This is a genomic window from Streptomyces sp. R11, assembly GCF_041051905.1.
GTDB lineage: Bacteria > Actinomycetota > Actinomycetes > Streptomycetales > Streptomycetaceae > Streptomyces.
Genome location: NZ_CP163432.1, coordinates 3,604,124 through 3,616,525, shown reverse-complemented (window position 1 = coordinate 3,616,525; position 12,402 = coordinate 3,604,124). Strand labels below are relative to the sequence as shown.

At 70.1% G+C, this 12,402-nt stretch carries 12 protein-coding genes; 4 read left to right on the top strand and 8 right to left on the bottom strand.

Translation table 11 applies throughout. The features are described 5' to 3' along the window. Window positions 1–35: 35 nt before the first annotated feature. The 3 genes from AB5J55_RS16475 to AB5J55_RS16465 all read right to left on the bottom strand — a co-directional run bounded on the left by AB5J55_RS16475 (window position 36) and on the right by AB5J55_RS16465 (window position 3,604). On the bottom strand, window positions 36–1,508 hold the full coding sequence (locus tag AB5J55_RS16475) for an FAD-dependent monooxygenase (protein ID WP_369271408.1): 1,473 nt from the start codon (window positions 1,506–1,508) through the stop codon (window positions 36–38). 176 nt (window positions 1,509–1,684) lie between these two features. Continuing rightward, window positions 1,685–2,080: a pyridoxamine 5'-phosphate oxidase family protein gene (locus AB5J55_RS16470; RefSeq protein ID WP_369271407.1), complete on the bottom strand. Its 396-nt coding sequence runs from the start codon at window positions 2,078–2,080 to the stop codon at window positions 1,685–1,687. Window positions 2,081–2,113: 33 nt separating this feature from the next. After that, window positions 2,114–3,604, bottom strand: a complete 1,491-nt coding sequence (locus AB5J55_RS16465) for an MFS transporter (RefSeq protein ID WP_369271406.1) — start codon at window positions 3,602–3,604, stop codon at window positions 2,114–2,116. Between the two features lie 183 nt (window positions 3,605–3,787). Between AB5J55_RS16465 and AB5J55_RS16460 the strand changes: the two genes are divergently transcribed. Then, window positions 3,788–4,189 (top strand): winged helix-turn-helix transcriptional regulator, encoded by a 402-nt coding sequence (locus AB5J55_RS16460; RefSeq protein ID WP_369276201.1) that lies wholly within the window; start codon window positions 3,788–3,790, stop codon window positions 4,187–4,189. Between the two features lie 19 nt (window positions 4,190–4,208). Here AB5J55_RS16460 and AB5J55_RS16455 read toward each other — a convergent pair whose 3' ends face one another. Genes AB5J55_RS16455 through AB5J55_RS16445 form a run of 3 tightly spaced genes read right to left on the bottom strand, consistent with a single transcriptional unit; the run spans window position 4,209 to window position 6,524 of the window. Then, a complete protein-coding gene (locus AB5J55_RS16455) occupies window positions 4,209–4,760 on the bottom strand; it encodes a flavin reductase family protein (protein WP_369271405.1) in 552 nt (183 codons plus the stop codon). A 13-nt stretch (window positions 4,761–4,773) separates the two neighbouring features. After that, the gene (locus AB5J55_RS16450) at window positions 4,774–6,084 is read right to left on the bottom strand and encodes a cation:proton antiporter (RefSeq protein WP_369271404.1); all 1,311 of its coding nucleotides are present in this window, start codon (window positions 6,082–6,084) and stop codon (window positions 4,774–4,776) included. Beyond that, window positions 6,081–6,524 carry a nuclear transport factor 2 family protein gene (locus AB5J55_RS16445; RefSeq protein WP_369271403.1) on the bottom strand — a complete coding sequence of 148 codons (444 nt, stop codon included), beginning with the start codon at window positions 6,522–6,524 and terminating at the stop codon, window positions 6,081–6,083. The genes AB5J55_RS16450 and AB5J55_RS16445 overlap by 4 nt, the downstream gene beginning before the upstream one ends. 247 nt (window positions 6,525–6,771) lie before the next feature. Between AB5J55_RS16445 and AB5J55_RS16440 the strand changes: the two genes are divergently transcribed. Next, complete coding sequence (locus AB5J55_RS16440; protein WP_369271402.1) at window positions 6,772–7,464, top strand: antibiotic biosynthesis monooxygenase; 693 nt, start codon at window positions 6,772–6,774, stop codon at window positions 7,462–7,464. Between the two features lie 64 nt (window positions 7,465–7,528). Further along, window positions 7,529–8,203, top strand: a complete 675-nt coding sequence (locus tag AB5J55_RS16435) for a response regulator transcription factor (protein WP_369271401.1) — start codon at window positions 7,529–7,531, stop codon at window positions 8,201–8,203. Between the two features lie 41 nt (window positions 8,204–8,244). On the opposite strand, the gene AB5J55_RS16430 is transcribed toward AB5J55_RS16435, so the two are convergent. Next, window positions 8,245–9,060: a ScbR family autoregulator-binding transcription factor gene (locus tag AB5J55_RS16430; protein WP_369271400.1), complete on the bottom strand. Its 816-nt coding sequence runs from the start codon at window positions 9,058–9,060 to the stop codon at window positions 8,245–8,247. Window positions 9,061–9,233: 173 nt separating this feature from the next. Between AB5J55_RS16430 and AB5J55_RS16425 the strand changes: the two genes are divergently transcribed. Then, entirely contained in the window at window positions 9,234–10,274 is a 1,041-nt protein-coding gene (locus AB5J55_RS16425) for a ScbA/BarX family gamma-butyrolactone biosynthesis protein (protein WP_369271399.1), read from the top strand. Between the two features lie 884 nt (window positions 10,275–11,158). Here the strand turns inward: AB5J55_RS16425 and AB5J55_RS16420 are convergent. After that, entirely contained in the window at window positions 11,159–11,869 is a 711-nt protein-coding gene (locus tag AB5J55_RS16420; RefSeq protein WP_369271398.1) for a ScbR family autoregulator-binding transcription factor, read from the bottom strand. Window positions 11,870–12,402 lie beyond the last annotated feature (533 nt).

Here is a 12,402-nt window from a genome sequence, read left to right as displayed (position 1 = left end):
GGCGCCGCAGACAACGAACGACCTGTCGCGGCACCTCAAGCGGAGCGCGGGGCGCCGAACCAGCGCTCGAGGGCGGTGGCGAGGCCGTCGGTGGAGCCGTCCGTGCCGACCCAGGCGATGTAGCCGTCGGGGCGGACCAGCAGGTCGGCGGCCGGGGCGGCGGGGTCGGGGCGGGAGGCGGCGACCACGTCGACGCGGTCGGCCCAGCCCGCGGCGGCCTCGGTGAGGGCGTCGCCGCCGCGCAGGTTCAGCAGGAGCGGACGGCCGCGGGTGAGCAGTTCGTACGTGCTGCTCTTCTCGTCGCCGACCAGCAGCTCCTGGTCGGGCAGCCGGTGGCCGAGCAGCGGGTGGCCGCCCTCGCCCATGTCGTAGCCGATGTCCAGGCCGGTGACCAGGCCGACCAGGTGGCGGCGGACCGCCTCGATGCCGACCAGCTCGCCGAAGAGCCGGCGCAGCGGCTCCATCTCGGGGCCGCCGAGGTACAGGGAGCGCTGCACGAGGGTGTTGGCGACGATGCGGGCGCCGACCGGGTGGCGCTCGGTGTGGTAGGTGTCCAGCAGGCCCTCGGGGGCGTGCCCGTTGAGCTCGGCCGCCAGCTTCCAGCCGAGGTTCACCACGTCGCCGACGCCGGCGCTGATGCCCTGGGCGCCGATGGGCAGGTGGATGTGGGCGGCGTCGCCCGCGAGGAAGACCCGGCCCCGGCGGTACTCGGCGGCCTGCCGGCTGCCGTCGGTGAAGTAGCTGGTCCACAGCGGCTTGTGGCCCGTGATGTCCTCGCCGGTGACGCGCTGGAAGGCGGCGGCGACCTCGGGGAAGGTGGGCGCCTCCTGGGTCGGGCGGACACCGGCGCCGCGCTCGAAGACGACGACGCGCGTGGCCTGCGGGCCGAGCGGGAGCACCACGACCATGCCGGACTCGCCGACCTCGCCGGTCGGGCGGATGCGCAGCTCGTTGGTGGCGACGTCGGCCATCAGCATCTCGATGGTGGCGCTGGTGCCGGGGAAGTCGATGCCGGCCAGCTTGCGCACGGTGGAGCGGGCACCGTCACAGCCGACCAGGTAGGCCGCGCGCAGCGTCTCGACGCCGTCGGCGGTGCCGACCTCGACGACGACACCCTGCTCGTCCTGGGTCATGCCGACGACCTCGTGCCCGCGGCGGATCTCGGCGCCGAGGCCGGTCGCCCACTCGAGCAGAATGGCCTCGGTCCGCGACTGCGGAACACCGCGGACGCCGAAATTGCCGCCCTCGACGATACGATAGTCAATGGGCAGTCCACCGAAATGCCCGAAGGGTATCGTCTCGAGTTGACCGAATTTCTCGAGAAGTCCGCGCTGACCGAACTCCTCGATGGTGCGGGCGGAAAACCCGAGCGCCCGGGACTGCTGCATCGGCTCCGCGAGGCGGTCGAGTACGACCACCGACCGTCCGGCCAGGCGGAGTTCACCGGCGAGCATGAGTCCGGAGGGGCCGGCCCCGGCGACAATCACGTCGGCATGAAAGTTATCCATGTTTCCTCTCCCAGTGGATTTTTCTCCAGTATTCCGGGGGAGTTGGGGAAGCTGAATGGCCGCAAGTACAGGTCTCTGACAAGTTTCGTCAGAGATTCTGCAGCTGCGTCAGGCGGTGGAAATACGCGAGGGCGCCGGAAGGAAGTTCCGACGCCCTCGGCCGGTTCGGACCCGGCTCAGAGCAGGCCCAGCACCCGGTCGACCTGGATCTCGATCACGACCAGGCCCGGTGGCTCCGGCGGCGGCGTCCAGTACCGCTTGGCGTACCGCCGGATGCCCTCCTGGACCCGTAACGGGTCGTCGTGGACGGCGGCGGTGCCCTCCAGGGTGATCCAGCGGGGCCCCACCGTCTGGCAGAGGGAGGCCCGGCCGGCGGGCGTGGCCAGTACGTTCCTGGCCTTGCGCCGTGTCACCGCGGTCATGACCCGCGCCAGGCCCGCCTCCCCGTCCCAGGTGAACCGCACGGGCGTCACATGGGGCGAGCCGTCGGGGTGCAGCGTGGTGAAGGTGCACAGATGGTTCTCGGCGAGGAAGTCCTCGGCCGCGGGGGACAACCGTGGTGACGTCGGCATGGCGGCTTTCCGATCTATTGCGGGTTTCCGATCTCAGGCCTTGGCGGGAGCGTCGGCCGGCTGCTCCGACGCCTTGGTGAAGGGCAGCAGGAGCAGCGTGAGGAGCAGTCCGGCCACGGCGAAGCAGGCGCCCGCGAGGAACGCGTCGTGGAAGACCTCGGTGCGCGCCTGGGTCACCCGCGCGGGCACCCCGTCCGCCCACTCGGTCAGCTGCTCGACCTGGCGGAAGGCGTAGGTGGCGGCCACGGCGAGGCCGAGGGCGCCGCCGACCTCCTGCGCGGTGTTGATGAGCCCCGCGGACAGACCGGACTCGTCCTCCTGGGTGCCGGTGAACGCGGCGACCTGCACCGGCACGAAGGACAGGCCGAGACCGAGGCCGGAGATCAGGAAGGCGGGCAGCAGGTCCACGACGTAGGAGGCGTCGGAGGGGGCCCGCCACAGCAGGAACATGCCGACGCTGGTCAGCGTCAGGCCGACCATCAGCACCGGCTTGGCGGCGACCTTGGTCACCAGCTGGGAGGCGATACCGGCGCCGACCGCGACGATCACGGCGAGCGGGACGTAGGCCAGACCGGTCTTCAGGGCCGACCAGTTGAGGACCTGCTGCATGAACAGGCTGGCGAAGAAGAACAGCGTGACGCAGGTGCCGAGCAGCAGGACGGCGACGATGTTGGAGGCCCGCAGCGACTTGCGCTTGAAGACGCCGAGCGGGATCAGCGGTGCCTCGGCGCGGCGCTCGATCAGCAGGAACGTGATGAGCAGGACCGCGGAGAGGGCGAAGCCGCCGTAGACGCGGGCCATCGGGACGTCCGAGTCGTCGACGGTCTGGCCGAGGCTGAAGATCAGCAGCACGAGACCGGCGGTCAGCGTCACGGCACCGGCGACGTCGAAGGAACTGCGGCGCTCCGCGGCGCGGCTCTCGCCGACGATCCTCGGGGCGATCAGGGCGCAGACCAGGCCGATCGGCACGTTGATGAAGAAGATCCAGCGCCAGCCCGGACCGTCGGTGAGCAGACCGCCCAGGGTGACACCGGCGACGGCGGCGATGCCGCTGAGCGCGCCCCAGGCACCGAGCGCCTTGTTGCGCTCGGCGCCCTCCGCGAAGTTGTTGGCGAGCAGGGACAGCGCGGCGGTCGCGATGAACGCGGCACCGAGGCCCTGGGCGCCGCGCGCCACGATCAGCATGGCCGCGCTCTGCCCGAACCCGGCGAGCAGCGAGGACAGGGCGAAGAGGATCAGGCCGGTCTGCAGCATCCGGCGCCGGCCGAAGGCGTCGGCCAGCCGGCCGGTCAGCAGCAGGAAGCCGCCGAGCAGCATGCCGTACGTGGTGACGATGTACTGCAACGACGTCTGGGAGATGTGCAGTTCGTCCTCGATGGTCGGCAGGGCCACGTTGACGATGGACACATCGAGGAAGGTCATGAAGCCGGCCAGGCAGAGGAACGCCAGGATGAGTCCCGGGCGGTGCGGCGGGGCCGATGCATCGGAGTGGCGGGGAAGGCGCAGCGACTCTTGGGTCGACATGTCGCTCCTAGTGGAGGTGACGGAAGGGTTCCGTAGGGACGGACATCCGGAGGGAAAGGACATGGCGCGAGGCCGGGAGCGGGAGCCCGCTCACCGTCTTCCGGGAAGCTAGCATCCTGGGTAAAGTAGGTACCTAGAGGAAAGTGACTTCCTGGGAGGGTCCGAATGGGCAGCACCGGCGCCATGGGCAGCACCACCACGCGTGGCGGACAGGTCGACTCGGAGCTGGCGTGCCCGGTCTCCCCGGTGGTCGACATCGTCTTCAGCCGCTGGACGACACCGATCCTGTGGACGCTGCACGAGTTCGGCCGGCAGCGTTTCGTCGAGCTCCAGCGCAACATCCGCACCATCACGCCGAAGGTCCTCACCCAGCGACTGCGCCAGATGGAGCGCGACGGCCTGGTCGTGCGCACGTACCACCCCGAGGTGCCGCCCCGGGTCGAGTACGAGATCAGCGAGCTGGGCCGCAGCCTGGCGCCGATCTTCGCCCACCTCGCCGAGTGGTCCGCGGAGAACCTCCAGAAGGTGGAGCGGGCCAGGCGGGAGTTCGACACGGCGGACGAACCGACGGCCGTACCGCGCTGACCTGCGCCGGGACCGGCTGCTAACCCCTGGCCGGCGCGGGGACATCGGTGTCGAGGACGCGCATCGAGCCCTTGTAGAAGACCAGCGGGTCGGCCTCCTCGGTCGACGTGCCCAGGGCGGTGACCTCGCCGAGCAGGATGGCGTGGTCACCGCCGTCGTACTCGTCGGCGAGACGGCACTGCAGGAAGGCCAGCGCCTCGGTGAGGACCGGCAGTCCGCTCGTGGAGCGGTGGTGCGGCACCTCCGCCAGACGTGCCGACTCGCGGCCCGCGAACTTCCAGGCGAGGCCTTCCTGGCTGCGGGTCAGGAAGTTGACGACGAAGCCGCCGGCCTTCTCCAGGACGGGGCGCAGCCGCGACTGCTTGTGCAGGCAGAACAGCACCAGCGGCGGCTCCAGTGAGACGGACGTGAAGGAGTTCACCGTGGTGGCGGCGCCGTCCTCGGGACCCCCGGTGGTGATGACGGTGACGCCGGTGGCGAAGTTGCCGCACACCGTACGCAACGCGCGGCCGTCGACCGGCGGTTGCGGCAGCTGTCGGCCGTGCTGGGACAACGGCTGGACGGGTATCACGTGAGCCCCCTCGTCAGGTGCGCGGCGCGGTCGCGTCCGCGACGGGTGTACGTGCCTTCTCACTCACGCCGGCCGTGAGGTGCTCGCGCCGGGACAGCAGCGGGGCCGCCATCGCCGTCGTCACGAGGGCCATGATCACCAGCATGGTGAACATCCGTCCGTCGAGCACTCCGAGGCTCACGGCGGCGTTGAGGATGATGAGTTCGGTCAGGCCACGGGTGTTCATCAGCACCCCCAGGTCCTTGGACTCACGCCAGGACAGGCCGGACAGCCGGGCCGGGACGATCGCGCCGAGCAGCTTGCCCGCGCAGGCAACGGTGATGACCAGGGCCAGTGACAGATAGTCGGTCGCGGTCAGGGAGCCGAGGTCGACACCGAGGCCGGTGACGATGAAGAAGACCGGCAGCAGCACGACGCTGACGTCGTCCAGCGGCCGGCGCAGGTTCGCCGCGAGCACCCTCCTGGGTTCGCGCGGCATGATGAAGCCGAACAGGAACGCGCCGAAGATCTGGTGGATGCCGATCCACGACGTCAGCCACGACGAGGCGAACACGCCCGCGCACAGCACCGCGAGCAGCGCGCTCCAGCGCTCCGTCGCCGCCCAACGCCACACCAGCCGGGCCACCAGCGGCCGTACCACCATGAACATCAGCGCGACATAGACCACGCTCAGCACCCCGATGCGGGCCAGGTCCGCGTAGTTGCCGTCCGAGCTGACCAGCGCCGACACATACGCCAGCAGACACCAGGCGAGGACGTCGTCGATCGCGGCGCTGGCCAGTGACAGGGCGCCGACCCGGGTGTCCATCAGCTTGTTCTCGGTGAGGATCCGTGCCAGCACGGGGAACGCCGTCACGGACATCGCGGTGCCCATGAAGGTGGCGAACGCGAGGAAGGAGATGTGCTTGCCGGCCACGGTGTCGTGGTGCGGATACAGCACGACCGCCGCGGCGACGCCCAGTCCGAAGGCCAGCACGATCGACGACAGCGAGACGCCCGCCGCCAGACGCGCGTGCGGCCGTATCAGCCGCTTCTCGAACTCCCAGCCGACCACGAACATGAACAGGACCAGGCCGACCTGGGAGACCGCGGACAACAACGGCCGTACGTCGCCAGGGAACAGGCGCTCCGTCAGGTTGCCGGGGAACAGACCGAGCAGACTCGGGCCGAGCACGATGCCGGCGGTGATCTCGCCGATCACCTTCGGCTGGCCCAGCTTCCGGGCGAGCGCACCCAGGGCGGCGCCGACCAGCAGGATCACGCCGATGCCGAGCAGCATGGTGGCCATCTGCTGCTCGCCGCCCCCCGCCGCCAGCGCGGTCATCGCGAGCCCTCCGGTCGTGGCGGGTTGCCCGTCGACCAGACCAGCTGGAACGACAGCTCCGTCAGACGCCAGCCCTGCTCGGTGCGCCGGGCCTCGCCGTGGACGAGGGTGCCGGAGACGAACAGCGGATCGCCGGGCGCGTCCGGATGGTGTACGTGGGTGGAGACCAGGTTGGCGCGCAGCACCGCCCGCTCCTCGCCGGAGAGGTCCACCACCGCCGGGGAGTTGAGATGCTGGGTGCGCGCGAACGCGTCGAGTGCCTGCCGGTGCCAGGCGGCGAGTCCCTCGATGCCCTCGTGCCGGGCCATCGGGAACTCGACGCGGGCGTCGTCGCTGAACAGCGTGCGCGCCCAGGCGTCGTCGAGTTTGTCTTCGTCGAGGCCCAATAGATATCGGTCCAGCAAGGTGCTGATTTCGGCTGTTGACGTGACGGAATTCATTGCCCGAGCATCGCGCGGTGGCCAATGGGCACCCAAGGGCACTTGTCGAAGACCTGACGTAGCTGCGGAAGATCTGACGCTGGCGGAAAAGACCTGACAATCCGCGCGGAGTCCTGAACAGAGCGCCCTTCAGCAGGGGTTGATGGCTTGTCATGCTGGTCGGGAAGCACTGATCCGCTGAGCCGGAAATTCGAGTTCTGCTTCTTTCGTCAACCTTTCATCACCCGATCTACCGGAAGAGAAGAGAATGCCGAAGATCGCAGCCGATGGTAAGAACCTGACCGTCCTCAACCTGTTCTCGACCGACTCCGCCGAGAAGCAGGACAGCCTGCTCGCCGCGATGCGCGAGATCGTCGACGCCGCCGCCTACGACGGCTGGATCTCCAGCACCGTGCACAGCGGGCAGACCAAGTTCGGCACCGCCAACTTCATCCAGTGGCGCTCCACCGAGGACCTGGAGGCCCGGTACGCCGGCGAGGAGTTCAAGCACCGCACCCTGCCGCTCTTCGGTGAGATCACCACCGCGATCCGGCTCCTGCAGAACGAAGCGGTCTTCACCCAGTCGAAGCCGGGCGCGGGCGACACCGAGATCGGGCCGGAGCGCGAGGACTACACGGTCATCGACCTGTACGGCGTCGCCGAGAAGCACCAGGACGACCTGGTCGACACGCTCGGGGCTGCCCAGGACTGGCTGCAGAAGGTCCCGGGGTACCGCAGTCACACGGTGCTGCGCGGTCTGCGCGGCCGTGGCATCGAGGGCAAGTGGGTCGTCGTCTACGCGCAGTGGGACAGCAAGGAGGCGTACGACGCCTTCCGTGAGCAGCCCGCGGCGCAGCGGTCGGCGGAGCGGCAGAAGATCGACGCCACGGTGGACGCGCTGGCCATCTGGCGGGACTCCAACACCTACCGCGTGGTGCACACCCGGTCGGCGGGCGAGTGACGGTCCGGGCCGCCGACCGGGAGGTGCCTGGCGCCGCCCGGACGCGGCCCGGAGTGGAGTGCACATGCGCGTACTTGTGATCGATCCGGATGACGGGACCGCCGAGCCCCTGGTCTGCCGCCTGGTGCGCAACGGCCATCAGGTCCGGCGGGCCCGCACCGGGCGGGCGGCCCTACAGGCGTGGGAGCAGGCCGAAGTCGTCCTGCTCGACCTGGAGTTGCCCGACGTCGACGGTCTGCAGGTGTGCGCCGAGATCCGGGCCCGGGGCACCACCCCGCTGATCGCGTTCACCAGCCGGGACACCGAGCTGGACCGGGTGCTCAGTCTGCGGTCGGGTGCGGACGACTGTCTGGTGAAGCCGTACGGGTTCCGGGAGCTGATCGCCCGGATGAACGCGGTGACCCGGCGCGTCGCCACCGGCGGGGGACCGGCCGGCGTGTCCTGCGGGGCCCTGCGGCTGGACCCCGGGACGCGTGAGGCGTGGGTGGGGGAGCAGCCCCTGGAGCTGACCCGAAAGGAGTTCGACATCCTGCTGCTGCTGGCCTCGGCACCGGAGACGGTGATCTCGCGCCGGAATCTGATCGCCGGGGTCTGGGCGGACGAGTGGGCCATCTCCACCCGCACGGTCGACACCCACGTCAGCGCCTTGCGCGCCAAGCTGGGCGAGGGCTGGATCACCACGGTCCGGGGCGTCGGCTACCGCCTGGAGGAAACGTCGCCCTCCGCCCCTCTCCGGTGATGTGCGATGCCGGTTCCACGGGGGCCGTTGCGGACCGCCGATCAGGCAGCGCTGCCCTCCCCCTCCGGGGCAGCGCTCCCTTCCCGTACCCGGGTGGGGGCGGTGTCGGGCTCCCAGGCCGTGCCGGCCTCCGAGGCGGAGGCGCCCTCGGCCGCGGCGTCGTACTCCTCGTCGGCCGGTGCGTCCTCCCCCTCCAGTGCCGCATCGCGCGATGCGAGCAGCGACACGGCTCGGTCGGGGGTCAGTTCCAGCGTCGGGAGGATCTGCGGCATCGCGATGGTCGGCAGGAGGTGGCGGAACATGGAGATCACGCGGCGGGTCAAGTCCCTGCGCTGACACAGCACTTGGGACGTCCACTGGATGCCGGTGAAGGACCCGGACAGCAACTCCGCCGTCTCCGCCGGATCCACGTGCGGCAGCAACTCGCCGCGTCCGCGCGCCTCGACGAGCAGTCCGGTGAGCCGGTCCGCCCAGGACTGGAACGGCCTGCCGTGAAAGGGATTGCTGCTCTCGGCGCTCTCGGCACTCTCGCTCCACTGGTCCATGGCGAGTCCGACGCTGGCCCGGGTCAGGGGGTCGTGCTGCAGCTGGTGCGCGAACAACAGGCCCTGGTCCGCGAGTTCCTGCAGCTTCGTGCGCTGCGGAGGCAACGGGCCGAGCTCCAGCTGCGCCGCTATCACCCCGAGGGCCAGGTCCTCCTTGGAGGTGAAGTGGAAGTACAGCGCCCCCTTGGTGACACCGGCCCGCGCGATGATCTCCGTGATGGTGGCGGTGCTGTAGCCCCGCTCGTCGAACACCTCGGCCGCCGCCAGCAGGATCGACTTGCGGGTCTGGATGGCTCTCGCTTGACGTGCCATGCGTCCGTGCCTGTTTCTATGTCAGAGCTTGGTCAGGTTCCCCCGCAAAGAGAACCGGACTGCCAGTCTTTTGTCGAGAGGGGAACGATCCCCTCATTTATCGACTCAGGGGGCAATCCATGCCTGATGGCGCGATATCTGTAGTCGACCGATTTGTTGAGTCCAGTGCGGGTATGTACCCGGCACAGAAGCGACCCGACCCCGCCGGCGTGGCGAGCACGGCCCGGCACACCGCTCCGCCGGCCGGACAGGCCGCACCGATCCCCTCGGACGAGTCCGCCCCACGACCCGCATACCGGACCGACTCCCCGGTTCTGATTCCCGACGGCCGGGCCACCGCCGAGCTGTGCCACCGCCCGGACCCCGAGGACCGCTTCCCCGTCGAGTGGCTGCGCCTCACCGAGCACCGGTTCCTGGTCTCGGTGAACTGGCCCGCCGCACACCGCTTCTTCGCTCCGCTGCCCGGCGGGCGTCAGGATCCGCTGCTCGTCGCCGAGACCACCCGGCAGGCGACGATGATGCTGGCCCACGCCGAGTTCGGAGTGCCGATCGGCGACCAGTTCCTGATGCGGGAGCTCGGATACCGGGTCGAGACAACGGAGTTCACTGTGGCGGGCGCCTCGGGCGCGATCGACGTCGTGGTCGAGTGCAGCGACGTCCAGCTACGCGCCGGGCGCCTCGTCGGCATGCGGGTCGACCTGCGCTTCCAGCGCCTCGGCCGGCTGCTCGCCACGAGCATGGGAATCCTGGGCTGCACCTCGGCCCGCGTCTACCGCCGGCTGCGCGGCGAGCGGACGGCCGTCACGGGTCGGGCACTGCCGCTGCTGACCGCCGTCGCGCCCCGCGAGGCCGGCCGCGGCGACCGCAAGGACGTCGTCCTCGCCCCCTCCAGGCATCGCCCCGGCTGGCGGCTCCGCCTGGACACCACGCACCCCACACTCTTCGCCCGTCCCAACGACCACGTCCCCGGCATGGTGCTCCTCGAAGCCGCCCGCCAGGCCGCCAACGTCCTGACGCCCGGGCACGACTTCCACCCCGCCTCGATGCGGATCGCCTTCCACAAGTACTGCGAACTGACCGAGCCCTGCTGGATCCTGGCGGGCCCCGACCGGTCCGCGGAGCAGGGCACCGTGATGCATGTGCAGGGCCTCCAGCAGGACGAACCCGTCTTCACCGTGACCCTGGGCGACGACGCGACGAGGGCCGGCGGCTGAGCCGGCACGTCCTGGCGGCGGTGCCGGGGGTTCCGGCGGATTCGCCGGTCATCCCGTCCGTCCCGGGCGGCGGACATACGGTCGCCATGGCCTGCGTCGCGGGGGCGTAGGCCGTGGCGGATCCGCGCACTGCCGCAGGCAACTCCCGCGCGGTCTCCCCGGGCCGGCGGTCCGCCGCTGACGGAACCGCCAGGATGCGAAGGCACGGACACCCCAACTCACGGCCGCCCCACGGCCGCCCCACGGCCGCTCCGACGGTTGCTCCGACGGCCGGTCTCCAGGGCCGGTCCCACGGGCCGCTGCGACGGGCTGGTGTCACGGGCCGCTCCGACGGCGGGTCGCACGGGCCGCTGCGACGGGCCGTCTCCAGGGCCGGTCACACGGTCGCTGCGACGGCCGGTCTCCAGGGCCGGTCCCACGGGCCGCTGCGACGGGCTGGTGTCACGGGCCGCTGCGACGGGCCGGTTCCAGGGCCGGTCACACGGTCGCTGCGACGGCCGGTCTTCCAGGGCCGCTCCCACGGGCCGCTGCGACGGGCTGGTGTCACGGGCCGCTGCGACGGGCCGGTTCCAGGGCCGGTCACACGGTCGCTGCGACGGCCGGTCTTCCAGGGCCGCTCCCACGGGCCGCTGCGACGGGCCGGTGTCACGGGCCGCTCCGACGGCCGGCGCGCGGGCCGCTGCGACGGGCCGGTTCCACGAGCCGCTCCCACGGGCTGGGTTCACGTGCCGCTGCGGCGGGCCGGTCGGACGTCCGCTCCCAGGTGCCGTTCCGACGGGCCGGTTCCACGGGCCGGTTCCACGGGCCGGTTCCACGGGCCGCTCCCACGGGCCGCTCCCGCGACGGCTCCGACGGGCCGGCCCGGACTCGGCATCGGGCACGCATCACCTCACCCCCGTGGTCGCAGCCTCCGCGTCGACCTCCTCGTCCGTGGCGTAGGGCAGGTAACGCGAGACGGAGACCGCGTGGTCGACCACGTCCGGTGTGCCGCCGGGGTTCAGCGTGGCGAGCAGTCCAGGCGCGGCGAGCCCCGGCAGGAAGCCCTGCCAGAACCCCGTGAAAGCCAGCCGGGTCCGGTCGCCCTCACCCCCCTTTATCAGTACTCCTATACCGGTCGTGGCGGCGACGATCGCACAGGTCAGCGCCGGCAGCTGGACCTGCGCGGCGACCCCGCCCTCCTGGCGCGCGCGGTCCAGCAGGCGCTGCACGCAGGCGTGCCACGCGTGTGCGAACTGCTCCCGCCCCCTGCGGGACCGGTCGTTGTCCAGCCGCAGCCCGGCCCTCGACACCACGTCCCAGGACAGCAACTGGCTCAGGGTGTGGGAGATGTCGGTGAGGGCCTGCAGCGGCTCGGAGTTCTTCTCGTACGCGAGGCGCGCGGCGCGCCACAGGATGCCTCGCGCCTCGCTCACGACCGCTTGGGCCAGGTCCTCCTTGTTCGCGAAGTGGAAGTGCAGTGCGCCCGTGCTCATGTTGGCCCGCGCGCTGATGTCGGAGAGCCTGGCCGAGGCATAGTCCTCGCGGTCGAAGACCTCCGCCGCCGACTTCAGCATCAGTCGGCGGGTGCGGATCGCCCTCTCCTGTTGTAGTCCCACCTGCCTGAATCCTTTCATCCCGCAGTCCAGGAAACGGACTTGAAGGTTTGTTTGTGGGGTGTGGATGCCCGAGTGCCGGGAGCGTCGGTCCGGCTGCGGCTCTCGTTTTCTATCGACACACCGTCAGTACTGCCCAGAAGATCACACTTTCCCACCTCATGACCAGGGCAGGGGAGAAGTGGAAGCAGGGAATCAGCCAGCCGAGAACATCCTGGACGGTCTACCACTGCCTCAGGGGATGCGCAATGCGTCGGGCGGGGCCGCCCTCCGTACTCGATCTACGGACGAGTAGGCCCGGTTGTTGAGACCCAGAACAAACCGCAGCCGCCGTCAGTGATTACTTTCTCATGGCCTGGGGGCGAATTTTGACCACTTTCAAGATCCAGAACAACGATCTCGGTTACGTTTCGCGGCGGAATTGATCCTTCATGTGCTGGCAACTCCGGCAAAAGTGGCATCAGTTGTCACAGACGGTGAGTTTACCGAGTTTTTTTTTGACAAACCGAGAGGTAGGTTTTTAGGCTCGACAAGCC